At 67.1% G+C, this 26,076-nt stretch carries 28 protein-coding genes and 1 other RNA gene; 18 read left to right on the top strand and 11 right to left on the bottom strand.

All coding sequences use genetic code 11. The annotated features are described in order from the left end of the window. Positions 1-46: 46 nt before the first annotated feature. The 11 genes from ATC04_RS12060 to ATC04_RS12010 all read left to right on the top strand — a co-directional run bounded on the left by ATC04_RS12060 (position 47) and on the right by ATC04_RS12010 (position 8,015). Positions 47-280, top strand: a complete 234-nt coding sequence (locus ATC04_RS12060; RefSeq protein ID WP_231735973.1) for a hypothetical protein — start codon at positions 47-49, stop codon at positions 278-280. Positions 281-287: 7 nt separating this feature from the next. Beyond that, the gene (locus ATC04_RS12055) at positions 288-707 is read left to right on the top strand and encodes a TadE/TadG family type IV pilus assembly protein (protein ID WP_047118710.1); all 420 of its coding nucleotides are present in this window, start codon (positions 288-290) and stop codon (positions 705-707) included. Next, positions 700-1,146 (top strand): hypothetical protein, encoded by a 447-nt coding sequence (locus ATC04_RS12050; protein WP_047118711.1) that lies wholly within the window; start codon positions 700-702, stop codon positions 1,144-1,146. Before ATC04_RS12055 ends, ATC04_RS12050 begins: the two co-directional genes overlap by 8 nt. Further along, entirely contained in the window at positions 1,139-1,600 is a 462-nt protein-coding gene (locus ATC04_RS12045; protein WP_052772302.1) for a hypothetical protein, read from the top strand. Before ATC04_RS12050 ends, ATC04_RS12045 begins: the two co-directional genes overlap by 8 nt. A 49-nt stretch (positions 1,601-1,649) precedes the next feature. After that, positions 1,650-2,765: a peptide chain release factor 2 gene (gene prfB / locus ATC04_RS12040; RefSeq protein WP_047118712.1), complete on the top strand. Its 1,116-nt coding sequence runs from the start codon at positions 1,650-1,652 to the stop codon at positions 2,763-2,765. Between the two features lie 328 nt (positions 2,766-3,093). After that, complete coding sequence (gene ftsE, locus ATC04_RS12035; protein ID WP_047118713.1) at positions 3,094-3,900, top strand: cell division ATP-binding protein FtsE; 807 nt, start codon at positions 3,094-3,096, stop codon at positions 3,898-3,900. Continuing rightward, positions 3,897-4,811, top strand: a complete 915-nt coding sequence (gene ftsX, locus ATC04_RS12030; RefSeq protein ID WP_047118714.1) for a permease-like cell division protein FtsX — start codon at positions 3,897-3,899, stop codon at positions 4,809-4,811. The genes ftsE and ftsX overlap by 4 nt, the downstream gene beginning before the upstream one ends. 59 nt (positions 4,812-4,870) lie before the next feature. Next, positions 4,871-6,304: a M23 family metallopeptidase gene (locus ATC04_RS12025; protein ID WP_047118715.1), complete on the top strand. Its 1,434-nt coding sequence runs from the start codon at positions 4,871-4,873 to the stop codon at positions 6,302-6,304. Positions 6,305-6,358: 54 nt separating this feature from the next. Then, entirely contained in the window at positions 6,359-6,838 is a 480-nt protein-coding gene (smpB, locus tag ATC04_RS12020; RefSeq protein ID WP_047118716.1) for an SsrA-binding protein SmpB, read from the top strand. A gap of 130 nt (positions 6,839-6,968) precedes the next feature. Further along, positions 6,969-7,337, top strand: a transfer-messenger RNA (tmRNA) gene (gene ssrA / locus ATC04_RS12015). 171 nt (positions 7,338-7,508) lie between these two features. Next, on the top strand, positions 7,509-8,015 hold the full coding sequence (locus ATC04_RS12010; RefSeq protein WP_047118717.1) for a DUF2568 domain-containing protein: 507 nt from the start codon (positions 7,509-7,511) through the stop codon (positions 8,013-8,015). A gap of 88 nt (positions 8,016-8,103) precedes the next feature. Here ATC04_RS12010 and crcB read toward each other — a convergent pair whose 3' ends face one another. From crcB to aroA, 7 genes are all read right to left on the bottom strand, one after another. Beyond that, the gene (gene crcB / locus ATC04_RS12005) at positions 8,104-8,487 is read right to left on the bottom strand and encodes a fluoride efflux transporter CrcB (RefSeq protein WP_047118718.1); all 384 of its coding nucleotides are present in this window, start codon (positions 8,485-8,487) and stop codon (positions 8,104-8,106) included. Further along, the gene (locus ATC04_RS12000; protein WP_082123841.1) at positions 8,484-8,990 is read right to left on the bottom strand and encodes a CrcB family protein; all 507 of its coding nucleotides are present in this window, start codon (positions 8,988-8,990) and stop codon (positions 8,484-8,486) included. Before ATC04_RS12000 ends, crcB begins: the two co-directional genes overlap by 4 nt. A 62-nt stretch (positions 8,991-9,052) precedes the next feature. Then, positions 9,053-9,529, bottom strand: a complete 477-nt coding sequence (locus tag ATC04_RS11995) for a universal stress protein (protein ID WP_052772303.1) — start codon at positions 9,527-9,529, stop codon at positions 9,053-9,055. A 57-nt stretch (positions 9,530-9,586) separates the two neighbouring features. After that, complete coding sequence (locus ATC04_RS11990) at positions 9,587-10,213, bottom strand: metal-dependent transcriptional regulator (protein WP_047118719.1); 627 nt, start codon at positions 10,211-10,213, stop codon at positions 9,587-9,589. Positions 10,214-10,219: 6 nt separating this feature from the next. Further along, positions 10,220-11,023: an inositol monophosphatase family protein gene (locus ATC04_RS11985; protein ID WP_047118720.1), complete on the bottom strand. Its 804-nt coding sequence runs from the start codon at positions 11,021-11,023 to the stop codon at positions 10,220-10,222. 12 nt (positions 11,024-11,035) lie between these two features. Continuing rightward, positions 11,036-12,130: a ribosome small subunit-dependent GTPase A gene (locus ATC04_RS11980; protein WP_181728172.1), complete on the bottom strand. Its 1,095-nt coding sequence runs from the start codon at positions 12,128-12,130 to the stop codon at positions 11,036-11,038. Next, complete coding sequence (gene aroA, locus ATC04_RS11975; protein WP_082123842.1) at positions 12,130-13,575, bottom strand: 3-phosphoshikimate 1-carboxyvinyltransferase; 1,446 nt, start codon at positions 13,573-13,575, stop codon at positions 12,130-12,132. Before aroA ends, ATC04_RS11980 begins: the two co-directional genes overlap by 1 nt. Before the next feature lie 194 nt (positions 13,576-13,769). Here aroA and ATC04_RS11970 point away from each other — a divergent pair, with 194 nt between their 5' ends. Continuing rightward, a complete protein-coding gene (locus ATC04_RS11970) occupies positions 13,770-14,417 on the top strand; it encodes a sigma-70 family RNA polymerase sigma factor (RefSeq protein ID WP_047118721.1) in 648 nt (215 codons plus the stop codon). A 1-nt stretch (position 14,418) separates the two neighbouring features. Beyond that, complete coding sequence (rsrA, locus tag ATC04_RS11965; RefSeq protein ID WP_047118722.1) at positions 14,419-14,679, top strand: mycothiol system anti-sigma-R factor; 261 nt, start codon at positions 14,419-14,421, stop codon at positions 14,677-14,679. 293 nt (positions 14,680-14,972) lie between these two features. On the opposite strand, the gene ATC04_RS11960 is transcribed toward rsrA, so the two are convergent. Beyond that, positions 14,973-15,578, bottom strand: a complete 606-nt coding sequence (locus ATC04_RS11960; RefSeq protein WP_181728173.1) for a GDSL-type esterase/lipase family protein — start codon at positions 15,576-15,578, stop codon at positions 14,973-14,975. A 169-nt stretch (positions 15,579-15,747) separates the two neighbouring features. Continuing rightward, complete coding sequence (locus tag ATC04_RS11955; protein ID WP_047120645.1) at positions 15,748-19,482, bottom strand: multifunctional oxoglutarate decarboxylase/oxoglutarate dehydrogenase thiamine pyrophosphate-binding subunit/dihydrolipoyllysine-residue succinyltransferase subunit; 3,735 nt, start codon at positions 19,480-19,482, stop codon at positions 15,748-15,750. Between the two features lie 430 nt (positions 19,483-19,912). On the opposite strand from ATC04_RS11955, the gene ATC04_RS11950 reads away from it, so the two are divergent. The 4 genes from ATC04_RS11950 (at position 19,913) to ATC04_RS11935 (ending at position 24,226) form a co-directional block, all read left to right on the top strand. Beyond that, positions 19,913-21,232: a hemolysin family protein gene (locus tag ATC04_RS11950; protein ID WP_047118724.1), complete on the top strand. Its 1,320-nt coding sequence runs from the start codon at positions 19,913-19,915 to the stop codon at positions 21,230-21,232. After that, positions 21,229-22,299, top strand: a complete 1,071-nt coding sequence (locus tag ATC04_RS11945) for a hemolysin family protein (RefSeq protein WP_047118725.1) — start codon at positions 21,229-21,231, stop codon at positions 22,297-22,299. Before ATC04_RS11950 ends, ATC04_RS11945 begins: the two co-directional genes overlap by 4 nt. Before the next feature lie 194 nt (positions 22,300-22,493). Further along, a complete protein-coding gene (locus ATC04_RS11940) occupies positions 22,494-23,366 on the top strand; it encodes a metal ABC transporter ATP-binding protein (RefSeq protein WP_231735972.1) in 873 nt (290 codons plus the stop codon). 2 nt (positions 23,367-23,368) lie between these two features. After that, the gene (locus ATC04_RS11935) at positions 23,369-24,226 is read left to right on the top strand and encodes a metal ABC transporter permease (RefSeq protein WP_047118727.1); all 858 of its coding nucleotides are present in this window, start codon (positions 23,369-23,371) and stop codon (positions 24,224-24,226) included. 170 nt (positions 24,227-24,396) lie between these two features. Here the strand turns inward: ATC04_RS11935 and ATC04_RS19890 are convergent, their stop codons facing one another. Beyond that, on the bottom strand, positions 24,397-24,642 hold the full coding sequence (locus ATC04_RS19890) for a hypothetical protein (RefSeq protein WP_231735971.1): 246 nt from the start codon (positions 24,640-24,642) through the stop codon (positions 24,397-24,399). Positions 24,643-25,109: 467 nt separating this feature from the next. On the opposite strand from ATC04_RS19890, the gene ATC04_RS11925 reads away from it, so the two are divergent. After that, a complete protein-coding gene (locus ATC04_RS11925) occupies positions 25,110-25,301 on the top strand; it encodes a hypothetical protein (protein ID WP_047118728.1) in 192 nt (63 codons plus the stop codon). Positions 25,302-25,519: 218 nt separating this feature from the next. Here ATC04_RS11925 and ATC04_RS11920 read toward each other — a convergent pair whose 3' ends face one another. Continuing rightward, positions 25,520-25,924: a Fur family transcriptional regulator gene (locus ATC04_RS11920; RefSeq protein ID WP_047118729.1), complete on the bottom strand. Its 405-nt coding sequence runs from the start codon at positions 25,922-25,924 to the stop codon at positions 25,520-25,522. Positions 25,925-26,076 lie beyond the last annotated feature (152 nt).

Raw genomic sequence — 26,076 nt, 5'->3', positions numbered from 1 at the left:
CATTGAAACCATCACACCGCACCACCTACACGAAGGAGGGGCCACCATGTCACGGCTCCACATGATGATGTTCACCCTCAGCCTGCACGTCGCCGACGCGGGCCGGGACCTCTGGGACCGGGCGGCCGCCCGGGCCCGCGACCAGCGCGGCGACGTGCCCGGATGGGTCATGATCACGTTGATGAGCGCCCTGCTGGTGGCCGCCCTGCTGGCGATCGCCGGACCCCGGCTGCAGGACTTGTTCAACCAGGCCATCGACAGGGTGTCCGGGTTGGGCTAGGACCGGCATGCGCAACCGTACGGGCCGGCGTACCGGCAGCGCCGGCAGGCTCGGGCAGGACGGGGAACGCGGCTCGGCCGTGGCCGAATTCGTCATGATCACCACGTTGCTGATCGTGCTGGCCTTCTCGATCATGCAGCTGGCCTTGGCGCTGCACGTGCGCAATACGCTCACCGACGCCGCCGCCAACGGCGCCCATTACGGCGCGCTGGCAAACCGTTCGCCCGCCGACGCGGCAGGCCGCACCCGCACGCTCATCACCGAATCGCTGCACGCCGGCTTTGCCAGGGACGTGTCCGTGTCAACCACGGCCATCGGCGGCACCCAGCTGGTGACAGTCACCGTCAACACCAGGGTGCCGCTGATCGGTTTCCTGCCCAACGGGTGGGAGCTGAGCGTCAGCTCGGATGCGGTGCGTTATGGCTAGGGCCAGCCGCCAGCTGCTGCGCCGGTGTCGCACGGCGGCCGCCGCGGAGCGGGGCAGTGCGATCGTGGAGTTCATCTTCGCCGCCACGATCCTGCTGATCCCGATGATCTATCTGGTGCTGGCCGCCGCGGCGCTGGAAGGCGGCAGCTACGCGGTGGTCTCCGCCGCTGACCAGGCCGCCAAAGTGTTCGCCGTGTCCGAGAACCCGGCACAGGCCAGGTCCAACGCGCTGGCGGCGGCCGACCGGGCCATGGCGAACTTCGGATTCAGCGAATCGAAGACCGCCATCGCCTGCAGCGGCGAATGCCTCAGCCCGGGCTCGGTAGTGACCGTCACCGTCAGCTTGGACGTCCCGCTGCCCTTCGTCTCCGACTACATCTCCGCCTCGGCCTTCACCGTGGACGCCACCGCGGCCCAAAGGGTTGACCGTTTTGGCTAGCCGCAGCCTGCGCCGGCTGCGCCTGGCCGCGCGGCGCGAAGAGGGCCAGTCGCTGGTGCTGGCCATCGGCTTGTGCGCAATCACGCTGCTGACCATCTCCGTGGTCCTTGCCGCCAGCGCGGTGAACCTCAAAGCGCGGCAGCTGCTCTCCCTGGCCGACGGGGCCATCGTGGCGGCGGTGGACGAATTCGAATTCGTCGCCGACGGCGGCGCCCCGCGCATCCAGCTCACCGCAGACCAGGTCCAGCAAGGAGCCCGGCGCTACCTGGCGGACGTCGGCGCTTCGGGGCGCGTCGACAACCTGGGCATCGCCTCGGTCCACGTGCTGCCCGGGGGACAGGGCGCCGAAATCGTGCTTACCGGCACCGTCAGCCCGCCCATCATCGGCTGGATCGTGCCCGCCGGGATCCCCATTACCGTGCATTCCACCGCGCGAACCGTACTCAGCCGCTAGCGACGCAAAATCCTGAACCGAACCGCACATGGCGTAGGCTTAGAACACCATGGCAAATACTGACTTCCCCGCTGAAATCCGCTCACTCCGCGCGACCTTCGCCGCCATCGAGGAGGTGAGCGACGTCGATCAAATCAAGGCTGACATCGCCGTACTTTCCGAGGAAGCCGGTGCCCCAGACCTGTGGGACGATCCTGCCAGCGCGCAGATCGTCACCAGCAAGCTCTCCTACCGCCAGTCGGAACTGGAGCGCTTGACCAAGCTGCACACCCGCATCGACGACCTGGAAGTCCTGGTCGAACTCGCGGAGCTGGAAGACGACGCGGACACCCTGGCGGAAGCCGACAAGGAACTGCTCGCCATCCGCAAGTCGCTGGACGACCTGGAAATCGTCACCCTGCTCAATGGCGAGTTCGACGCCCGCGGCGCCGTGGTCACCATCCGTTCAGGTGCCGGGGGCGTCGACGCCGCGGACTTCGCTGAAATGCTGCTGCGCATGTACCTGCGCTGGGCGGAGAAGCGCGGCTACAGCGCGACCGTCATGGACACCTCCTACGCCGAAGAAGCCGGGCTGAAGTCCGCCACCTTCGAAATCGACGCGCCCTACGCGTTCGGCATCCTTTCGGTCGAAGCCGGCACCCACCGTCTGGTGCGCATCTCGCCGTTCGACAACCAGGGCCGCCGCCAGACCTCCTTCGCCGCGGTGGAAGTCATCCCGCTGATCGAGCAGACCGACTCCATCGAGATCCCGGAAAGCGAAATCAAGGTCGACGTCTTCCGCTCCTCGGGTCCCGGCGGGCAGAGCGTGAACACCACCGACTCCGCTGTGCGCATGACCCACATCCCGACCGGCATCGTGGTGTCCATGCAGAACGAGAAGTCGCAGATCCAGAACCGCGCCGCCGCGCTGCGTGTGCTGCAATCCCGAATCCTGCTGCAGAAGAAGGCCGAGCAGGACGCGCAGAAGAAGGAACTGGCCGGCGACGTCAAGGCGTCCTGGGGCGACCAGATGCGCTCCTACGTGCTCAACCCGTACCAGATGGTCAAGGACCTGCGCACCGAGCATGAAGTCGGAAACACCGCTGCAGTGCTCGACGGGGAAATCGACGACTTCATCGACGCCGGCATCCGCTGGCGCGCCACGCAGCGCCGCCCGGGCAAGTAGCCCGCACGATCCCTCGCGACCCGCGCCGGCGCGGGTCGCTTCCGCAGGTCCGGGGGACCGGATGTTTGAGAAAACTCACGTCCCCGAGGCCGCCTGCTGATCCTGCGACAGCGACCGGTAAAAACTGGTTGCCAGCGCAGGATTCGGCGGCCGGAACAAAATTTGGGTCAGCTGTTAGTAGCTGATGAATCTGGCAACACACCCGCGAATGCTTTCATGATGGCCGCCGCGCCCCGATAAGGTTTGGTTGATTGGCGCATCAGAAGACGTTTGCTCTCGAGATTGGTTTTCGTGGGTCGCGCCCCGACGAAAACTGGCGATTGAAGACATGATTAAATTCGAAAACGTCTCGATGGTTTACGAGCCCAAGCAGAAAAACGCTGCCCTGGACGACGTGAGCATCGAGATCAACCGCGGCGAGTTCGCGTTCCTTGTCGGCGAATCCGGCTCCGGTAAATCTACCTTCCTCAGCCTTGTCCTGCGTGAGAAGCGCGCCACCGACGGTGCGGTCTACGTGGCCGGCCAGAACCTGAATCGTATCCCGAGCCGCCGCGTTCCGAAACTGCGCCGCAACATCGGCTTCGTCTTCCAGGACTTCCGCCTGCTGCGCGAACGCACAGTTTTCGACAATGTCGCCTTCGCGATGGAAGTCATCGGCGCCTCCCGCGCGCAGATCCGCGACCGGGTCCCCGACGCATTGAAGCTCGTAGGCCTCGAGGACAAAGCCCGGCGCAAGCCAACCGAACTTTCCGGCGGCGAGCAGCAGCGCGTAGGCATCGCCCGCGCGATTGTGAACAAGCCCGCCATCCTGCTGGCCGATGAGCCCACCGGCAACCTCGACCGCAAGAACAGCATCGAAGTCATGAACGTGCTGGACCGCATCAACCAGAACGGCACCACCGTGCTGATGGCGACGCACGCCCATGAGCTGGTCAGCGAGTACCGCCACCGCGTCATCGAGCTGAGCTCCGGACGCGTTGTGCGAGATGAAGCGCAGGGCCAGTACACGCCGATGACGACCGTGGTGAACCAGGACGGATCCCGCGCGCTGCTCTTCGGCGATGCCTCTGCCGAGCCGAACGAAGAGCGCGAACCGCTTGAAGCCATGGATGAAAAGAAGGACGAAGACCAGTGAGACTAGGATTTATCCTGCGCGAAGCCGTCAAGGGCCTGCGCCAGAACGTCGTCATGGTCGTTTCGGTGGTGCTGGTGACCTTCGTGTCGCTGACCTTCGTCGGCGCTTCGGCGCTCCTGCAGCTGCAGATCAACCAGATGAAGGGCTACTGGTACGACCGCATGGAGGTCGCCGTGTACCTCTGCGACGACACCAGCGCTTCGCCGAATTGCGCAGGCAAGCCGGTCACCGACGATCAGCGCAACTCCATCAAGGCCATGCTTGAATCCGAGCAGCTCGCGCCGTACGTCAAGGAAATCGCCTACGAGTCCAAGGAAGACGCCTACAAGAACTTCCTTGACCAGTACAAGAACTCCTCGCTCGTCGACCAGGTCAAGGCCGACCAGCTGCCCGAGTCCTTCCGCGTCGCCCTGGTCGATCCTGAGAAATACCAGGTCATCAACGAGGCATTCTCAACCGTTGCAGGCGTGGATTCGGTGGTCGACCAGCGCGAACTGCTGGAAAAGGTCTTCCAGCTCGTTCGCGTCGCCTCTGCCGCAGCCGCCATCGTGGCGATCGTCATGATCGCCTGCGCCGTGCTCCTCACTGGCACGACGATCCAGCTGTCGGCCATGCATCGACGGCTGGAAACCACGATCATGCGTCTGGTGGGCGCTTCCAAGGCAACAATCCAGCTTCCGTTCATCATCGAGGGCGTTATTGCTTCCATCATTGGCGGCGTGCTGGCTTCCGGGACGCTCTGGCTGCTGATGAAGTTCCTCGTTGAGGACAAACTCGCAAGTGAGAACGTCGGAGTGGCTTTCATTTCCACCGGTGAGGTCTGGCTCATAGCTCCGGTGCTCTTGATAATTGGTATCGTTTTGGCAACAATTTCATCAGTGGTAACGTTGAAGCGTTACCTGAAGGTTTAGCTTCACTTCGACCTTTGTGTCGTGTTCAACCTGCTTTTCGCACTTCTCTAAGGAGACCTATGCTGTCCAACGCAGTTCGGCGCAAGTTCCTGCGCGCCACTCTCGGTGGAGCAATGGCTCTCGCCCTGACACTGCCAGCTGGTCTCGTTGTCGCCGATGAACTCGATGACAAGAAGGTCGAGGTTCAGGAGAACATCGACAACCTGGAACAGGACATGGAGTTCCTGGATGCAGACATCCAGGAAACCGACCAGAAGCTGCGTGACCAGCAGTCCCAGGTCCCGGTCCTGCAGGCGGCATTGGCCGATGCGCAGAACCGCGTCGCCAACGCCCAGGCAACCGTGGCGGACCTGAATGACCGGTTGATCAGCGCCCAGGGAACCCGTGACAAGGTCGCAGCGGAGATCGAAGCGAACAACGCGGAAATGGCCAAGGCGGAAGACGCCATGGCCAAGATCGCTTCCGAAGCGTACAAGCGTGGCGGCGTATCCGGCGGCTTGGACATGATCCTGAACATGGAATCGGCGACGGCCATGGCCGACGGCCTCGACATGGCCAACCGCGCCATGGAATCGCAGAACTCCGCCTACAACGATCTGGCGCAGGAGAAGGCGAACAACGAGAACAACAAGGTCCGACTGGCTGCGGTGGAGAAGGAAATTTCCTCGCTGAAGTCACAGGCTGAAGAAGCGCTGGCCCAGGAGGAATCCGCCCGCAATGCGGCGCAGTCCGCCAAGGACGAGCTGGATGCGCTTGTTGTCAGCACCGAGTCCCTCAGCGCGCAGCTGGAAGCGAAGAAGCCACAGATCCAGGCCAAGCTGAAGGCCCAACAGGCCGAGTACGCGCAGGTGCAGGCCGATATCAAGGAGCGCCAGGAGCGCCTGCTGCGCGAAGAGCAGGAACGCAAGCGCAAGGCGGCCGAAGCCGAAGCCAAGCGCAAAGCGGCCTACGAGGCCCAGCAGGCCAAGCTGGCCGCGGAAGCCAAGGCCAAGAAGCAGACCTATACCAAAAAGAAGTACGTTCCCAAGGAAACCTCCGCTCCGGCCGCGCCGCAGTCGTCAGGCTCCAGCGCCTGGGGACTGGTCAAGCCGACTACCGGCAACCGGATCACGTCCAGCTTCGGCTGGCGCCCGACGCCTGCCGGCACCATCGACTACGGCGGACGCGGCGGCTACGTGCACGCCGGTCTCGATTGGGGCTTCGGAGGCCAGTGCGGTTCGCCGATCACTGCAGCCGCCGACGGCGAAGTCTGGATGGCAGGCTGGGGAGGCTCCTCGGGCAACAAGGTGACAATTTCGCACGGCGTCGTCAACGGCAAGGCGCTGGCAACGAACTACCACCACATGTCCAAGATCGCCGTCAGCGTCGGGCAGAAGGTCTCCCAGGGCGAGGTCATCGGATACGTCGGCACAACCGGCAACTCCACCGGATGCCACCTGCACTTCGAAACGATTGTCAACGGCCAAGCCGTGAACCCATTGGGACTTCTCTAACGCTAGACTTGATATTTGTGCGCGGGAAACCGCCCGCGACATGCAAGGAGTGTCATGGCCAAGAAGAACCAGGAAGATCGTGTCATCGCGAGCAACCGCAAAGCTCGCCACGATTATGAAATTCTCGACACATTCGAAGCCGGTATGGTGCTGACCGGCACCGAAGTGAAGTCCTTGCGCGAAGGCAAGGCATCGCTGGTGGACGGCTTCGGCCAGTTCTATCGCGGCGAACTGTATATCGAGAACTGCTACATCCCGGAGTACCTCAACGGCTCCTGGACCAACCACGCGGCTCGTCGCCGTCGCAAGCTCCTGCTGCACCGCCAGGAGCTCACCAAGATCGAGCGCAAGATCTCCGAAGCCGGCCTGACCATCGTGCCGCTGAGCCTGTACTTCAAGTCGGGGCGCGCGAAGATCGAGATCGGCATCGCGCGAGGCAAGCGCGAATTCGACAAGCGTCAGACGCTGCGCGAGAAGCAGGACAACCGTGAAGCACTGCGTGCCATGCGCGAGCGCAACCGCGGTCATGCCTGATCGGGCTGTAGCTACGCGCTGAATCGGTGGCGCATCTCTCGTTGGGGTTCCAGCGGGAGGTGCGCTATGATTGATTAACGCACTTCGGTGCGGTTGCATCCGGGGAAACCCGGAACTGACAACAAAATACGGGGATGATCGGTTTCGACGGTGTAAGTCGCGACAGATGAAGCGGGCCGAGGACGCAAAGTTATCTCGTAAACGCTCTTTGCAAAACAATAAGTGCCGAATCTAAGCGCACTGACTTCGCTCTCGCTGCCTAAGCAGCCAGACAGTCCGTTAGCCAGGGGATGCTATCGCCCCTGTTCCTAACGTCATTTAGATAGCCACTGTATCCGGCAGTTGTTGCCGCTGTTGGGTACATATCTAGGCAACTGTGCCCGGACCAGCCACTTGTTTGCGTGATGGCTGGGGCAGAGAAATTCCGCAGCAAACTGCGCCCGGAGAAGACCTGGCAACACTACATCGGACGGGAGTTCAATTCTCCCCATCTCCACCAACGGCCCCGGAACTTCGGTTCCGGGGCCTTTTGCTGCCCGGAATCGGGTTGGAGGTGCTGTACCTCTCGCGCGAGCCTGCTCGCGGGCGTTCTGTTTACCACATAGAATTGAGTAGATACCGAGAGCATCCTTGGGCGAAAACATGCGGAATTAGAGTGAGGCAGTCAGCCATGGGCAAGAGCAATACCCAGAAGGTTTCACCCATCCTCTCTTCGCTCTACGCGGCCGTCGCCTTCCTGCTGGAGGTCGGTTTGCTGTTCGCCGCGGCACTTGCGGCCATCGCCTATGTGCCCTGGCCGACGATCCCCGCGATCCTCGTGGTGGTGGTGCCGTTGCTGGCGCTCTGGTCGGTGTTCTTCTCGCCGAAGGCCGTCGTCAAGCTTCGCCTGCGCACCAGGCTCACGCTCATCCACCTGATCTACCTGGTCGGCTCCTATGTGCTCTGGTTGAGCATCGACCGGTCGTTCACCGAGCAGTCGCAGATCTGGGCCATCGCCATGCTCGTGCTCACAGGCGTGAGCGCGATCCTGATCCTCGCCACCGGCGGCTACGTAGTACCGCATGACCGGACCAAGCCCCAGCCCAGCCCCCGGCCACAACCGCAGCCGGTGGGCGCCCGAACTGCCCAGTCCGCGCAGTCGCCAGCACCAGCCCGCGGCCGCCGCGCCGCACGCTGAGCCGCACCACCCGAGTTTTCAATCAGTAGAGCCAGGCCGACAGGCCTGGCTCATGCTTTTTCATCGTGCTTACTAATCGTTAGTCCGGTCACGAGCACAGCCATGCGGCGGCCCACAGTCCGAGCCCGGCCGCAGCGAGGGCGCCGAGCAGGGTGCCGAAGGCATTAGCCGCGCTGGCTACCGGCTTGCGAGCCTGCAGTAATCGCACAGTCTCGACACTGGCGGTGGAGAAGGTCGTGTAGCCGCCCAGGAACCCCGTTCCGACTGCGAGCTGCCACGCCGCGGGAAGCAGGTTGCCGGCGGCCAAGCCCGCGAGCAGGCCCAGCAGGAATGATCCGCTGAGATTGATGAGGATCGTGCCCCACGGCATGGACCCTGCAAGGCGGGAGGCGACCAATCCGTCCAGCGCGTAGCGGGCGCAGGCCCCGAGGCCGCCGCACAGGCTCAAAACGATGAATAACGTGGCGGTCATCGGGCATCCTCCGCGCGGGCTCCGCGGCGGCGGCGCGTGGCCCCGAGCAGGATGCCGCACCAGCTGGCCGTCGCGCCGAGCACGACGCAGCCCAGCGCGTACAGCACGCCGAGGCCGACGGAGCCTGCGCCCAGCAGCAACGCAGCGTCCACCGCGAAGGTGCTGTAGGTGGTGAAGCCTCCCATGAACCCGGTGCCCAGCAGCAGCCGCATCCGCCGGGCGCTCTTGGGGCTGGAGCCGGCGCGGTCCAGCGATTCAAGCAGCAGTCCGAGCAGCAGCGCACCGAGGATGTTCACGGCGAAGGTGGCGCTCGGAAAGCCGTGCAGCGCAGGGAGCAGCAGAGTCACGGCCTCGCGGCCCGCGGTTCCCGCCGCGCCGCCGAGGAACACCAGCAGCAGCTGGCCCGGTCGCAGGTGCGCCCGGCGCTTCCGGCGCCGCTGCGCGCGCAGGGCGTCGGCCGGCTCGGGGCCCGGGGGCAGCGGCTGGGGGAGGTCTTCGGTCATTGCTCAGCGTTCGTCGGTAGCGGATGGGGGCACGAGGCGGTGGGCACGGTCACGACCCGGGCTCAGGAGCGCTGCGCGGCGGGAACCACGAGCACCGGGCGCAGCTGGTTCCGGGCGAGCTGCGCCGCCACGGAGCCGTTGAGCAGTTCGTGCAGGGAGGCGCGCAGCGAGGGCCGTCTCGCGCCGATCACGATCATCCGGGCCTCGATCCGTTCGGCCAGGGCTGACAGCTCTGCGCTGGGGCTCCCGGCCAGCGCATGGGTCCGCCAGCGCACCGCCAGCGGGTCCAGTAGCGCTGCCAGCTGCGCGTTCAGCTGCGGCGGGAACGGCTGGACGGCTACATCCTGCACTTCGGGGTCGATGGGCGCCGAGCGCACGGTGCCGTCGGCAAGCCGCTGCACGGTGTAGCGGGCGGGATCGACCCAGGCGCAGTGCAGTTCGGCGCCCAGCTGCGCGGCAAGGGCGGCGGCCTGGGCCGGGGCGGACGGATCCTGCTCCCGGCAGACGCCGAGCAGCAGCACGCCGGAGCTGTCGGTCATCGGGTGCTCCTGTCTGCCGGCGGGGTCCTGCCACCATTTTTGCACACGCCCGGGCGCTCAGGCCGGGCGCACCCATACCAGCGAGGCGTCCACGAAGTCCAGGCCGTGCGGCAGGGTGATCGCCGCGCCGGGCACCAGCCCGCGGTCCCTGGCCCGGCGCAGGAAGTCGGGGTCCTCGTCGCTGATCCGGTCCACGATCGCGGCGCCGCCGGTGAAGCGGTCGAGGCGCACCGCCCGGCTGGCAGGCAGCGTGCCGTCGGCGGCGGGGATCGCGTCCCCGTGCGGGTCGCGCTGCGGCCGGCCCAGGCGCTGGTCCAGCGCGTCGATGAAGCGGTCGGTCACGGTGTGCTCCAGCGCTTCGGCCTCGTCGTGCACCTCGTCCCAGCCGTAGCCCAGCTCGTCGCGCAGGAAGGTCTCCAGCAGCCGGTGGCGGCGCACCATGCGCAGCGCCTCGCGCCGCCCGGTCTCGCTGAGCGTGATGGCCCCGCGCGGCACGTGGTGCACCAGCGACTTCGCTGCCAGCTTCTGGACCATCGGGGTGGCCGAGGCGGGGGTCAGGCCCAGCTGGTCGGCCAGTGCGCCGGTGCTCACCTCGGTGTCCTCCCACTCGGTGAGCAGGTACAGGGCCTTGAGGTAGTCCTCTTCGCTGGTGGTCAGCGCGCGCGGGTCGCGGTTGCGGGGCATGGGCGGCTAGCGGTTCAGGTAGGGCAGGATGATCTCGTGCAGCGCGCCGTTGGTGGCCAGCGCGTTGCCGCCATGGCAGCCTTCCTCGCCGGCGACGGAGGTGAAGCGCCCGCCTGCCTCGCGCACCACCGGCATCAGGGCCGCCATGTCGTAGAGCTCCAGTTCGGGTTCGAACGCGGCGTCCACCGCGCCCTCGGCCAGCAGCGCATAGGAGTAGAAGTCGCCGTAGCCGCGGGTGCGCCAGGCGGTCTCCAGCAGCTCAAGCAGCCCGTCGAGCTTGCCGGCATCCTTCCAGCCGTTCAGCGAGGCGTAGGACAGCGACGCGTCGGACAGCTCGCTCACCCCGGAGACGCTGATTTGGCGGGTGGCGGTGGAGCCGACCTCGGCGCCCGGCTCGGTGACGAACGCGCCCAGCCCGGTGGCCGCGTGCCAGCGGCGGGCCAGCGCCGGGGAGGAGATGACCCCGAGCACCGGCTCGTCGTCGATAAGCAGCGCGATCAGCGTGGCCCACACCGGCACGCGGCGCACGAAGTTCTTGGTCCCGTCGATCGGGTCGATGACCCAGCGGCGCGAGGAGTCCCCGTGCACGCCGAACTCCTCGCCGAGCACGGAGTCCTCCGGGCGGTGCTCGGCCAGCTGCGCGAGGATCAGCTGCTCGGCGCCGCGGTCGGCGTCGGAGACCGGGGTCATGTCAGGCTTGGTCTCGACCTTGAGGTCGTTGGCGCCGTAGCGGGCCAGGGTGAACGCGTCGACCTTGTCGGCCAGCGCGAGGGCGAAGTCGAGATCCTGCTGCAGGGTGTATTCAGCCATGGTGGTGCGGCGCTAGTGCGCGCCGAGCTCCTTTTCGTGCGTAGTTTCCTCGGTGGTGACCAGCCGGCGGTAGGACGCCAGCCGGGCGGCGGCCTGGGCGCCGGTGGATTCGTCGTCGGCCCAGGCCTGCAGGGCGCAGCCTGCCTCGCCGGCGGCGTGGGTGCAGCCGCGCGGGCAGCCGGTGGCGATGTCGGCCAGGTCCTCGAAGGCGGCCAGGATGTTCTCCGGGTCCACCAGGCCCAGCCCGAAGGAGCGGATGCCAGGGGTGTCGATCAGCCAGGAGCCGGGGGTGTCGCCCAGGCGCAGCGCCAGCGCGTTGGAGGAGGTATGGCGTCCGCGCCCGGTGACGGCATTGACGTGCCCGGTGGCGCGCTCGGCGCCGGTCAGGGCGTTGACCAGGGTGGACTTGCCCACGCCCGAATGGCCCAGCACCACCGAGACGCAGCCGGCGAGCATGCCCTGCAGTTGCTCCAGCGCCGCGGAGTCCAGCCGGGCGCTGGCCCCGTCGGCGCTGCGCGCGTCGATGCCGGAGGCCTCCGCGGCGGTGGTGCGGGAAATGACCACCGGCAGCTCCAGGCCCTCGTAGTGCGCCAGGAACTCGGCAGGGTCGGCCACGTCGGCCTTGGTCACGCAGAGCACCGGCTGGATGCCGGCGTCGTAGGCGGCGACCAGCGCGCGGTCCACGAAGCCGGTGCGCGGTTCCGGGTTGGCGGCGGCGACCACGATGACCAGCTTGTCCACGTTCGCCACGACCACCCGCTCGGTGGCGTCGGTGTCGTCGGCGCTGCGGCGCAGCAGCGTGCTGCGCTCCTCGATGCGCACCAGCCTCGCCAGCGTGTCGGGCTTGCCGGAGGTGTCCCCGACCAGTGCGACCATGTCCCCGGGCACGATGGCCTGGCGGCGCAGCTCGCGGGCGCGCGCGGCGATCACGATGCGCTCGGCGGCGGTGTCCTCGTCGAGGATCGCCGTGTAGCGGCCGCGGTCCACGGTGATGATGCGCCCGATCACCGCCTTCTCATGGGCCGGGCGGTCCTTGGTGCGCGGGCGCGAGCCCTTCTTGTTCGGGCGGACGCGGACCGAGGATTCGTCGTAGTCGGAGTAGCGCATCAGCGGGAGCCTTCCGCGGCCGGGTTCGCGGCGGTGGCCGCCATCGCCGCCCACTGCTGCGGGAAGTCCGGCATGGTCTTGGAGGTGGTGGCGATGTTTTCCACCCGCACCCCGTCGATGGCCAGGCCCAGCAGGGCGCCGGCGGTGGCCATGCGGTGGTCCTCATAGCTGTCGAGGTCGCCGGGCCTCAGCGGGCCCGGGGTGATCTCCAGCCCGTCGTCGGTGACGGTTACCTGCACCCCCACCTTGCCCAGTTCGGCCTGCAGCGCGGCCAGCCGGTCGGTTTCGTGCCCGCGCAGGTGCCCGATGCCGGTCAGCTTGCTGGGGGAGTCGGCCAGCGCGCACAGCGCGGCCAGGGTCGGGGCCAGCTCGGAGGCATCCGCGTACTCGATGCCGCGGATCGGCCCGGTGCCGCGCACGGTGAGCACCGAATCCGCGCCCAGGGACACCTGCGCGCCCATGGCCTGGAGGATCTGCACCCACTTGCCGCCCACCTGGGTGGTCGTGGCCGGCCAGAACGGCACGCGCACCACGCCGCGGGTGGCCAGCGCGGCGGCCAGGAACGGCCCGGCGTTGGACAGGTCGGGCTCCACGGTGACGGTGAAGCCCGCAATCCGCTGCGGCTGCACGCTCCAGCCGCGCCCGTCCTCATCGAGGTCCACCACGGCACCGAGTTCGCGCAGCGTGGCCACGGTCATCGCGATGTGGTCCGGCGAGGCCAGCGGGCCTTCGGCGGCGCGCAGGCGCAGCCCGCCGGGCAGCGACGGGGCGGCCAGCAGCATCGCGGAGATGAACTGGGAGCTGGCCGAACCGTCGATCTGCACGTCGGCGCCGGCCTCAAGCCGCCGCGCGTCCATGGTGAAGGGCAGCATGCCGGGGGCCCCGTGGAAGCTGAACTGCACCCCGAGCCCTGCCAGGGCGTCGAGCACCGGGGCCATCGGGCGCACGCGGGCCGCCGCGTCGCCGTCGAAGTCGGCCTGCGCGCCGGCCACGGCGGCCAGCGCCGGGACGAAACGCATCACGGTGCCGGCCAGCCCGCACTGCACCGTCAGCGGCCCGGCCGCCAGCCGCTCCGGAGGCACCACGCGCACGGTGGTGGAGCCGTCGGCTTGCGCGGTGCGCTCCAGCTGCACGCCGAAGGCTTCCAAGGCGTCGAGCATCAGCTCGGTGTCGCGGCTGATCAGCGTGTTGTGGATCGTGGAGGGGGAGGAGGCCAGCGCGGCGAGGATCAGATACCGGTTGGTCAGCGACTTGGAAGCCGGCACGAGCACCGTCGCGTCCAGCGGCGCGGCGGCGAAGGGGGCGGGCCACCACTGCGGCTCGACATGGTGCGAAGGGGTGGTTCCAGTGCTGGGTGCGGTGTTGATGGGGCTGATCCTAACTGTGGGGCCTGGCTGCTGCGGCGTCGGAGCATGGGATGTTCTGGCGCCTGCCGGGGCGTTCATCGCCCCGTCCCGCCTGCTTAAATCCTAGCCGAGATCGGCGCGGGAATAAGGGTTGGACGCCGTTCGTTGAACTGAGTGTGACGACGATTGAAGACATCAGCACCCTGGCAGGCGCCGGAGGCCCCGCGCAGGAGACCCGGCGTCCGGGGCGTTCCCTGTCCGGAAACCCCGGACAGCGCGTAGACTCGAGGGCGATGACTAACGAGAGTGTGGACGCGAACCTTCCCGATGCGGGCGCCGAGTCCGAGGCGCAGCGCCGCGAGCGCTTTGAGCGGGACGCGCTGGTCTACGTGGACCAGTTGTATTCTGCCGCGCTGCGCATGGCGCGCAACCCGTCGGATGCCGAGGACCTGGTCCAGGAGGCCTACACGAAGGCGTATTCAGCCTTCCACCAGTACAAGCCGGGCACGAATCTGAAGGCCTGGCTGTACCGGATCCTGACCAATACCTACATCAACCTGTACCGCAAGCGCCAGCGCGAACCGCTGCGCACCAGCACGGACACGGTGGAGGACTGGCAGATGGCCCAGGCGATGGAGCATTCGCCCACGGGCCTGCGCTCGGCCGAAGTCGAGGCGCTGGACCACCTCCCGGATTCGGATGTGAAGGCGGCCCTGCAGTCCATTGGCGAGGATTTCCGCCTGGCGGTGTACTTCGTCGACGTCGAGGGCTTCAGCTACAAGGAAGCCTCGGAGATCCTCGGGGTGCCGATCGGCACGGTCATGTCGCGGCTGCACCGCGGGCGCAAGCAACTGAGGGAACTGCTGGCGGACTACGCCGCAGAACGCGGAATCCAGGCGGCGGCCAACCCCGCAGCCCAGGTCGATGGAGGGACGAAGTAAGATGGACTGCAATTCTTTGGGGGACTGCTCCGACGCGCGCATCGTGCGCATCTACGAGTACCTCGACGGCGCCCTCACGCTGGCCGACCTGAAAGAGGTCAAGGCCCACCTGGACCACTGCCCGGAGTGCGCCGAGCAGTACGATCTGGAGTGCATCATCCGCTCGGTGGTGCGCCGCAGCTGCCAGGAGCACGCCCCGGAACAGCTCAAGGCCAACATCATCACCCGGATCTCGCAGATCAGGATCGAATCCGGCCACTAGCATCCGGCGCGGCGCGCACCGGAACGTGGAAAGAACCCCGTATCGCTCGAAAGATTTCGAGTGGTACGGGGTTCTTCGTCTGTTCGCATCGCTTAGCTGTTTGGGCGCTTGCCGTGGTTGGCACCGCCACGCTTGCGATCGCGACGCTTACGAGCGCGCTTCGACATGGTGACTCCTTAGAGGGATCATTTCAAACTGCTCGATGGGTATCGAGCCGACTAATAGTCTTTCACATTCCGGTGGCAAAAGCCTAACGGGGCCCGCGTGGGCCGGGTCTCGCCGAGGCGCCGCCGCTAGCCTGCGCTGGGCTCGGGCAGCTGCAGCCAGGAGTACCAGCCGCGGTGCAGCACCAGCCACGCCATCAGCCCGTAGCCGGCCTGCCCCGGCACGCCGCCGGAGGCGTTCAGGTCCGCGCGCCACTGGGCGTGGGTGCGCAGCGGGGCGAAGGTGTCCACGTAGTGGTGGTTGCGGCGCATGGCCACGTCAGCGTACACGCGGTTCAGCTCGGCCACGCGGTCGTTGCGCGCGTCGTCCAAGCCGGGGGCGGGGCCGACCAGCAGTGCCTTGATGTTCATCTGGGAGGCCGAATCGAGGATGTTGGCCAGGTTCAGGCGGCTGCGCGCGGTGCTGACGCCCAGGTCGACGTCGCGGTCCGACAGCGCGATCACCAGGCGGTTCTCGAACTGGTCGCTGAACCGGCGCGAGGCTTCGCCCAGCCAGCGTTCGGCCAGGGCTTCGGAGCCCTCGGCGGGGGCGGCGAGCACGAAGGACTGCAGACGCAGGGCCGGGTCCTGGGTGCGGGCCATGACGCGGCCGAACCAGCCCAGGCCCCGCGGGTCGCCGTGGCCTGCCAGAAGTTCATCACCGATTGCGGTAATGCGGATGGTGCGTAACTCCAACTTGGCGGCCTTTCGTTGGGTAATAAGGTGAATCGCTGTCAACATTATCAGTGTTGCAGCGTGTGCTCGGGGATGTCGCACCCCATTAAACACCTAGACCGGCGAACCATGCCCCCTGGAAAGGGAGCCGGTTCGCCGGTCGGGGTATGCGATGCAGACGCGGGGCGGACTAGCGGGCGAAGGCCTGCTGGATCAGCACCGCGTTCTCAGCCTCGTGGCGCTTGGCGGTGCCGGCCGAGGTGGCGGCCGATGCCGGACGCGAGACCAGGTTGATCTTCTGGTCCAGGTTCGGTGCCACGTACAGGCCGAAGAACGGCCATGGGCCCTGGTTCGCAGGCTCGTCCTGGACCCAGCTCGCGGTCGCGTTCGGGTACTTGGCCAGCTCGGCGGCGATCTGCTCGACCGGTGCCGGGTAGAGCTGCTCGACGCGGACGATCGCGGTCTTCGAGTCCCCGGCCTTGGTGCGTGCGGCCAGCAGGTCGTAGTACACGCGGCCCGAGCACAGCAGCACCTTGTCCACGGCGTTCGCATCCGTGATCGAGGCGTCGCCGATGACTTCCTGGAAGCCGCCGCTGGTGAAGTCCTCCACCGCGCTGGCGGCCGCCTTCAGGCGCAGCAGCTGCTTCGGGGTGAACACGATCAGCGGCTTGCGCGGACGGGCGTAGGCCTGGCGGCGCAGCAGGTGGAAGTGGTTAGCGCCGGTGGACGGCTGGGCCACTACCATGTTGTTCTCCGCGCACAGCTGCAGGAAGCGCTCGATGCGGGCCGAGGAGTGGTCCGGGCCCTGTCCCTCGTAGCCGTGCGGCAGCAGCATGACCAGCGAGCTGGACTGCGACCACTTCTGCTCGGCCGAGGAGATGAACTCGTCGATCACGGTCTGGGCGCCGTTGACGAAGTCGCCGAACTGCGCCTCCCACATGACCAGCGCGTCAGGGCGCTCCACGGAGTAGCCGTACTCGAAGCCCAGGGCGGCGTACTCGGAGAGCAGCGAGTCGTAGATCCACATCGATGCCTGGTCCTCGGACAGGTTCTTCAGCGGGTACCACTCGTTGTCGTTCTCGCGGTCGTGGAAGACCGCGTGGCGCTGCACGAAGGTGCCGCGGCGCGAGTCCTGGCCTGCCAGGCGGACCGGCACGCCTTCCATGGACAGCGAGCCCAGGGCTGCCAGCTCGGCGAAGCCCCAGTCGATGCCGCCTTCGCGGGACATCTTGGTGCGGCGCTCAAGCAGCGACTTCAGCTTGGTGTGCATCACGAAGCCCTCCGGGATCGCCGAGTGGGCGTCGCCGATGTGGGCCAGGGTCTGCGCGGAGATCGCCGATGGACGGGCGCCGTCCATGGTGTTCTCGTCTGCGGCCTGGGCGAACGGCTTCTCCAGGTCGTTGATGGTCGAGCCCGGGGTGATGATCGGGATCGGCGAGGTCTGCGCCGCGTGGGTCTCGGCGAAGATGCGCTCCAGGTTGGCCTTGTACTCCGCCAGTGCGTTGTCGGCCTCTTCCTGCGTGATGTCGCCGCGGCCGACGAGGGCCTCGGTGTACAGCTTGCGGGTCGAGCGCTTGGCCTCGATCAGGTTGTACATGATCGGCTGGGTCATCGACGGATCGTCGCCCTCGTTGTGCCCGCGGCGGCGGTAGCACATGAGGTCGATGACGACGTCCTTGCCGAACTTCTGGCGGTACTCGAAGGCCAGCTGGCCCACGTGCACCACTGCCTCCGGGTCGTCCCCGTTGACGTGGAAGATCGGGGCCTGCACCGTGCGGGCCACGTCGGAGGCGTAGACCGAGGAGCGCGAGGAGGACGGCGCGGTGGTGAAGCCGATCTGGTTGTTCACGATCACGTGCACGGTGCCGCCGGTCTTGTAGCCCGGCAGCTGGCTCATGGCCAAAACCTCGGAGACCACACCCTGTCCGGCGAATGCGGCATCGCCGTGCACCAGGATCGGCAGCACTGCGTTGCCCGAGCCCAGGCGGTCCAGCTTCGCGCGGGTGATGCCCTCGAGCACCGGATCCACGGCTTCCAGGTGCGACGGGTTGGCCGCCAGGTACACCTTGGTCTCGTTGCCGGCGTCCGAGGTGTAGGAACCCTCGGTGCCCAGGTGGTACTTCACGTCGCCGGAGCCCTGGACGGAGCCCGGGGTGGCGGTGCCTTCGAATTCGCGGAAGACCTGTGCGTAGGTCTTGCCGGCGATGTTGGTCAGCACGTTCAGGCGGCCGCGGTGGGCCATGCCGATGGCCACCTCGTCCAGCTGCTCGTCGGCGGCGTCGGAGATGATGGCGTCAAGCAGCGGAATCAGCGATTCGCCGCCTTCCAGCGAGAAGCGCTTCTGGCCGACGAACTTGGTCTGCAGGAAGGTCTCGAAAGCCTCGGCGGAGTTCAGCTTGGACAGGATGCGCAGCTGCTCTTCGCGGGTCGGCTTGGCGTAGCCGCGCTCCAGCTTGGACTGGAACCACTCGCGCTCTACCGGGTTCTGCAGGTGCATGTACTCGGTGCCGATGGTGCGGCAGTAGGCGTCGCGCAGGATGCCCAGGATGTCGCGCAGCTGGGCGCGGTCCTTGCCGCCCAGGCCGCCGGAGATCCACTCGCGGTCCAGGTCCCACAGGGTCAGGCCGTAGGACTTGATGTCCAGGTCCGGGTGCTTGCGCTGGACGTATTCCAGCGGGTTGGTGTCGGCCATCAGGTGGCCGCGCACGCGGTAGGAGTTGATCAGGTGCTGGATGCGGGCGACCTTGTTGACCTGCAGGTCGATGTCGACCTGGTTGTCCACGGCCCAGCGCACCGGCTCGTACGGGATGCGCAGCTGCTCGAAGATCTCGTCGTAGAAGCCCTGCTCGCCGAGCAGCAGGCTTTCGACCAGCTTCAGGAACTCGCCCGAACCCGCCCCTTGGATGACGCGGTGGTCGTAGGTGGAGGTCAGGGTGATGTGCTTGCCGATGCCCATGCGGGCCACGGTGGTCTCGGCCGAACCGCGGAACTCTGCCGGGTATTCCAGGGCGCCGACGCCGATGATGGCGGCCTGGCCCTTGGACAGGCGGGGCACCGAGTGCACGGTGCCGATGCCGCCCGGGTTGGTCAGCGACACGGTGGTGCCTGCGTAGTCGTCGGCGGTCAGCTTGTTGCCGCGGGCGCGCTTGATCAGGTCCTCGTAGGTGGCCCAGAACTCGTTGAAGCTCAGGGTCTCGGCGGCCTTGATGTTCGGCACCGCCAGCATGCGGGTGCCGTCGGGCTTGGGCATGTCGATAGCGATGCCGAAGTTGACGTGGGCCGGCTGGATGGCGGTCGGCTTCTTGTCGATCACGTCGTAGGTGACGTTCATCGAAGGGATCTGCTTCAGCGCACGGATCACGGCGAAGCCGATCAGGTGGGTGAAGGAGATCTTGCCGCCGCGGGCGCGCTTGAGGTGGTTGTTGATGACGATGCGGTTGTCGATCATCACCTTGGCCGGCACGGCGCGCACGGTCGTGGCGGTCGGCACGGTGAGGCTGGCGTCCATGTTGGTCGCGATGGCCTTCATCGGGCCGCGCAGCGCGGTGCGCTTTTCCTCGCCGAACAGCCCGGTCGACGGGGTCGGCTTCGGGGCCTGAGCTGGAATTGGAGCGGTCTTCGGCGACGGCTCGGCCTTCTTGACTGGTGCTGCGGATGCCGGGGCCGGCTCCGAGGCGCGGGCTTCTGCGGCCGCGCGCGGAGCGCCCTTGACGACAGGAGCTGCTGGTGCGGCTGGAGCGGCGGCTGCCGGCTTCGATGCCGGTGCGGCCGGGGCCGACTTCTCCGCAGCGAGGGACTCGAAAATCTCCCACCACTTCTTGTCTACCGAGTTCTTGTCAACGAGATACTGTTCGAACAGCTCATCTACTAGCCATTCGTTTCCACCGAACTCTTCAGTCAGCCGGTGGTGTGCTTGCTCTGGCACGTGCAACGCCTCTTCCCTGATTTCTACGTTGTTCTAGCTTGAGCCGGTGGTCTGACGAGGACGTGATAATGACCGCCGAACTCACTTTGATTTCTAGACCTGCCGACCAGTCTAGTAACTTTTCTACGCGCTTGGCCACGGCACGTATCAAAACTCACGAAAGTGGCGCGAATGACATCCCGTTCATCGGGTGGCAGATACCGCTGGTCGCCAGCCGCGCGGGGTAATGCGGATTTCGGCTCCATTAGTTAGACTGAGTCGCACTATGGAATCACACTCTCCTAGCCGGCCCGACGCCCGTAGGCGCAGCGCCGGCCACGTCAGTCCATCTCCGTTAAGTTCCGGCGCCGCATTGGAGCCTTCTAGTTGCCCCCAACTGGGCATCGGAGAAATATCACCTCAACCGTTGCGCGGGTGGAGCTAACCACCCATGGAATGGCTTTACATACTTTTCGGCCTGCTGCTGATTCTCGGCACCGGCTTTTTCGTGGCAGTGGAATTCGCGCTGGTCGCACTCGATAAGAGCACCGTGCAGCAGGCGGTGGACGCCGGAGAACGCGGTGCCAAGCCGCTGATGCAGTGCCTGACCTCGCTGTCCACGCAGCTGTCCAGCTGCCAGCTGGGCATCACGCTGACCACGCTGCTCACCGGCTACGTGCTCGAGCCCTCGCTGAGCAAGCTGCTGGCCCCGCTGCTGGAAGCCGTCGGCATCGCCGGGACCAGCGCCACCGCGATCTCCGTGGTCGTCTCCATGCTGATCGCCACGCTGCTGTCGATGCTCATCGGCGAGCTGGTCCCCAAGAACATGGCCATCGCCCAGGCCATGGCCGTGGGCAAGGCCCTGGCCCGCCCGCACCTGGTGTTCACCGCGGTCTTCAAGCCGGCCATCGTCGTGCTGAACGGATTCTCCAACGCGGTGCTGCACCGCTTCTTCGGGCTCGAGGCCAAGGAGGAGATCTCTGCGGCCCGTTCGTCGCAGGAACTGGCCTCGCTGGTGCGCCGTTCGGCGCAGCTGGGCACCTTGGACCTGCAGACCGCCCGCTTCGTGCAGTCAACCATCGAATTCTCCGAGCGCACCGCCGCCGACGTGATGACCCCGCGCACCTCGATGTCCACGATCGACTCCGAGGCGCCGCTGTCGGAACTGATCGCGGTCAGCGCCGAAACCGGCTTCTCGCGTTTTCCGGTCACCGAGGGATCCAGCGACGAGATCCAGGGCGTCTGCCATATCAAGGCGGTCGTCTCGGTGCCGCGCGAACGCCGCGCCGCGCTGCAGGTGGGGGAGTTCGCCCACGACGCGCTCTACGTCCCGGAGACCATCCACCTCGACGTGCTGCTGGAGCAGCTGCGCGAGGCCGAGTACCAGCTGGCCATTGTGATGGACGAGTACGGCGGAACCGCCGGGCTGGTGACCCTGGAGGACCTGGTCGAGGAGATCGTCGGGCAGGTGTCCGACGAGCACGACGAGGACGAGGAAGAAGCAGTCACCCAGCCCGACGGCAAGTGGCTCTTCCCGGGCATGTACCGCCCGGACGAGGTCAACGAGCACGTGGGCGGCGAGGTCATCCCGGATGACGCCTCCTACGAAACCATCGGCGGCTACATGCTCGCCGAGCTGGGCCGCCTGGCGGAGCTGAACGACCAGGTCTGCACCGCGGCCGGCATCTTCACCGTCACCGAGCTGGACGGGCGGCGCATCGCGCAGATCCGCTTCGAACCGGCGCCGCAGCCGCAGGAGGAGGACGAATGAGCGACTTCATGGGACTGATCTGGCTGGTCATCCTGCTGGCGTTCAACGCCTTCTTCGTGGCCGGCGAATTCGCTGTCATGTCCGCGCGCCGCTCGCAGATCGAGCCGCTGGCCGAGGCCGGCAACAAGCGCGCGAAGATCGCGCTGTACGCCATGGAGCACGTGTCGATCATGCTGGCAGTGTGCCAGCTGGGCATCACCGTCTGCTCGCTGCTGATCCTGAACATCTCCGAGCCTGCGATCCACCACCTGCTGGCCGAGCCGCTGATGGCCCTGGGCCTGGCGGAGGCCGCGGCGGACACCGTCGCGTTCCTGATCGCGCTGGTCCTGGTGACCTTCCTGCACGTGACCTTCGGCGAGATGGTGCCGAAGAACATCTCGGTCTCCGTGGCAGACAAGGCGGTGCTGCTGCTGGCCATGCCGCTGGTGGGCCTGTCCAAGGTGCTCAAGCCGTTCACCGCGCTGCTCAACGGGGCGGCGAACCTGGTGCTGCACGCCTTCGGCATCGAACCCAAGGACGAGGTGGCCAGCTCCTACACGGCCGCCGAGGTGCGCACCATCATCCACACCTCCTCCGAGGAGGGGGCGCTGGAGAAGGAGGACGCGCTGCGCCTGACCAAGGCGCTGGAGTTCTCCAGCGTCACCGCGAAGACCTGCATGGTGCCGCTGGACGACCTGTTCACCCTCGAATGGGGCGCCGCCACCGCGCGCGAGTTCGAGAAGAAGGTCGGCAAGACCGGCTTTTCCCGCCTGCTGATCACCCGCGACGAGGTCCCGGTGGGCTACTGGCACGTTAAGGACGTGATGCTCATCGACGATGCGCATTCAACCGCCCCGCTGCTCGACCTGGACCTGCATCCGCTGGGCAAGCTGAAGCAGGACACCGAGATCGAGGACGCGCTGGAGACCATGCGCCAGGAGGGCAACCATCTCTCCGCGGTGGTCGACGACGCCGGCGCCACCCTGGGCGTGGTGTTCCTGGAGGACATCATCGAGGTGCTGGTCGGCGAGATCAGCGACTCCACCCGGAAGCGCGTGGCCCCGCCGCGCAGCCACCCGGAGGGCTGATCCAACCGGGCCGGAGGGGGTTTCAATTCAGCCTCCGGCCGATCGCGTATTGCGAATGACTCGCAACTGGTAGGATTAACTGCGGTACCGCTTCGGCGGTGCCGCAGTTTTTCATTCCCGCCCGAATCCGCACCCGCTGGGCGCACCCCGGACGGGGGACGCCGCATGCAGCACCTGCTTAGAAAGCCGCCCCCATGAGCCCTACCCCGATGATCCCGAACCCGATCGTCACCTTCGACAACGCGCGACTGGCCTATGGATCCAGGGTCCTCTGGGAGGGCCTGGACCTGCAGGTGCAGCCGGGGGAGTTCCTGGCGGTGCTCGGGCCCAACGGCTCGGGCAAAACCAGCTTCATCAACACCATGCTGGGCACCACCTCGCTGGACGCCGGCACCGTGTCCATCGACGGGGCCCCGGTGCGCCGCGGCTCGGATTCGGTGGGCCTGATTCCGCAGCAGCGCCCCTTCGGGGACAACGTGCCGCTGCGCGCCCGCGACCTGGTCGCGCTGGGCATCGACGGCACCAAGCCGGGCATCCGGCTGGCCCGCCGCGCGGTGCGCGCCAAGGTCGACGAGCTGCTCGAGCTGGTCGGCGCCAGCGGCTACGCCAACCGCGCGGTCAGTGACCTCTCCGGCGGCGAGCAGCAGCGGCTGCGCGCGGCCCAGGCGCTGGCCGGGAACCCCAAGGTGCTGCTGTGCGACGAACCGCTGCTCTCCCTTGACCTGCACCACCAGCAGGCCATCAGCGAGGTCATCCACCACCAGGCGGTGCAGCGCGGCAGCGCCGTCATCTTCGTCACCCACGAGATCAACCCGATCCTGCCCTACGTGGACCGGGTGCTCTACCTGGCCGAGGGCCGCTTCCACCTGGGCAGCGTGGACGAGGTCATGCGCACCGAGGTGCTCAGCGAGCTCTACGGCGCCCCGGTGCAGGTGCTGCGCGTGAACGGGCGCATCGTGGTGGTCAGCGGCGACGGCAACCGCGCCCTGCCGCCGGACGGGCACGACCACGCCGAGGACGCCGGCCCGGCCGCCGGAACGCCGAACACCACCGGAAAGCGGGCCTGAGCATGGATTTCGCAGACCTCATCGAGAAGGCCTTCAACTTCCAGGACTACGCGCTGCTGCTGCCATTGGTCAGCAACTCGCTGATCGCCGGCGCCGCGCTGGGCGTCGTTGGCGGGCTGATCGGCATCTTCATCATGATGCGCGACATGGCCTTCGCGGTGCACGGCATCGCGGAGCTGTCCTTCGCCGGCGCCGCCTTCGCGCTGCTGATCGGCGCGGACGTGGTCACCGGCTCGGTCTTCGGCTCGCTCATCGCGGCGCTGATCCTCGGGATGCTGGGCACCCGGGCACGCGACCGCAATTCGATCACCGGCGTGCTGATGCCCTTCGGCCTGGGCTTGGGCATCTTGTTCCTCTCGCTCTACGAGGGGCGCAGCGCCAACAAGTTCGGGCTGCTCACCGGCCAGATCGTCGCGGTCGACGACGTGCAGCTGGGCGGCATGCTGGTGCTCAGCGCCGTGGTGGTGCTCGCGCTGGCGCTGATCTGGCGGCCGCTGACCTTCGCCAGCGCCGACCCGGTGGTGGCCAACGCGCGCGGCGTGCGCACCTCGGGGCTGTCGATCATCTTCATGATGGTGCTGGCGCTGGCCGTGGCGGTGACCATCCAGGTGGTCGGCGCGCTGCTGGTGCTCGCGCTGCTGATCACCCCGGCCGCCGCGGCGATGCGCGTGAGCTCCACCCCGGTGCTCACCGTGATCCTCTCGGTGGTGTTCGCCGAGCTGGCAGTGGTCGGCGGCATCCTGCTGGCGCTGGCCGGCTCGCTGCCGATCAGCCCCTACGTCACCACCATCTCCTTCGTGATCTACCTGGTTTGCCGGGCGATCGAGGCGGTGCGCTCCCCACGCCGCCACCAGGTCTAGCGCCGTGCCCGCCCTGCGCCGTAACTATGGGCTGGCGCACGGCGCGGACTCAGCGTTCTCATAGCCGGGGGTCGTATCGTGGAAAGTACCTCAAAAGGTGCGAGTGATGATTCAACCGCGGCCCCGTCAGTCTTGTGACGGGGCCGCGGTTGGTTTAAGCGCGCTGCAGGCTAGCGGTCCCGCTTGGCCTGGCGCTGCGCGCCCTGCGAGGCGCTGGAGGCATCGCGCTTGATCCCTCCGGTGATTTTGGAGTGCTCGCGGGCGATGCCCGCACCCACCCCGGCGCCCGAGACCGCGTCGCCCGCGCCGTCCGGCCCGGTGTTGCGGTTGGCCTGCGCCATCGCCGGGCGCTCGGCCTTCAGCCGCTCGGCTTCCTGGCGTGCGACGGCGGCCAGCCTGGCCGACACGATGGACATGCCTCTTCGAGGGCTTCGGCGCGATGGCGCGACTTGCCGCGCTTGGGGTGCGCCGCCCCGCGCCCGGCTTCCTCGGCCACGGAGGCTGCCGCCTTGCGGCGGTAGTTCTTGGGTGCTTCTTCCTGGCCCGGCGCACCCGGCGGTGCAGTGCCAGCAGTTCTTCTTCGTCCAGCGGTTCAAGCCGAGCCGGCACGAGTTCCCGGATCAATTCCTGCTCCGATTCCTTCACGACCCGCAAATAGTTCTCCATGCCGCCTTCTCCTTGCCAGGGCTGATCCCCGGTGCTGGGGGTTCCGAGGGCGTGGATCCGAGCTATTGCCCGAGGCGGTGCCTGGCGAGCACCGCGGGTACGCCCGCGACGGGCACGCATCCGGAGTATGGGTATTTGCTGGGAACCAGCTGACGATGTTGGAGCGGCCGCGGCACTCATTGCTACGGTGTCAGCAACCGATGAAAGGAGCACCGACATGGAGAACAACGCGGATTTCCCGAACCACGGCGATGCCGTGCAGCCCGAGTCAGCTGAGGACCAAGCGGCCGCTGCCCAGCGGGACCACCTGTCCGATCCGGCCCGCAACGACGAGGTCGGACACGACTGGACCGACGAAGGCGGCGCCACGCCCGACGGCCCCGCAACCGAGGGGAACGAGGAGCGCTAGTTCCGCCCTCTCGCCCCAGCCCCCGCGCGGTTCCGCGCAGCGTCGCACTGCGCCGCGACGGACCGCCCGGGGGCTTTGCCGCATCCAGGGCCCGACCCGGTGGTGGCGCACCTTCGCGGCACCGCGCGGGGCGCCGGACAGGCTTCACGCAGCGCCTGCCGTGCGCCGGCCGGGACCCGGATCGGCTGGTCCCCAGCCGGCACCGGGTCCCCTGAGCCCTAGTCGCCGGCTTCGCGGCAGGCGGCGCAGATGCCGTAGATTTCCACGGTGTGCTCCGGGTCGGTGAAGTCGTTCTCCGCCGCGACCCGGGCGGCCCAGCGCTCGACGGAGGGGGCGAGCACCTCCACGGTCTTGGAGCACACGCGGCAGATCAGGTGGTGGTGGTGCGCCTCGGTGATGCAGCGGCGGAAGCGGGCCTCGCCGTCGGCGCTGCGCAGCACATCGACCAGTCCGTCGTCGGACATGGATTGCAGCAGGCGGTACACCGTGGCCAGCGAGACCTTCTTTTCGGCCTCCTGCAGCCAGCGGTGCAGCTCCTGGGCGGTCGCGAAGTCGTCGACCTGTTCCAGCGCCTCCTCCACCGCGACCCGCTGCTTGGTGATCCGGGTTTCGGGCTGTGCCATGGCCGTGCACCATTCCTCTCCTGCTAGGGGATGTTCGTGGTTGCCGCGCCGGCCTGCGGGTGTTGAATCGACCCCAGCCACCGGCGGTTTAACCCAATTTTAGCCAACTTTGGGCCGCAGGGCGTGTCTGGTGGTGGCACGGTACGCCGCCG

Origin of the sequence: Arthrobacter sp. YC-RL1 (assembly GCF_001454985.1) — a bacterium.
GTDB classification, from domain to species: domain Bacteria; phylum Actinomycetota; class Actinomycetes; order Actinomycetales; family Micrococcaceae; genus Glutamicibacter; species Glutamicibacter soli.
This window is presented reverse-complemented; position numbering and strand designations above follow the sequence as displayed.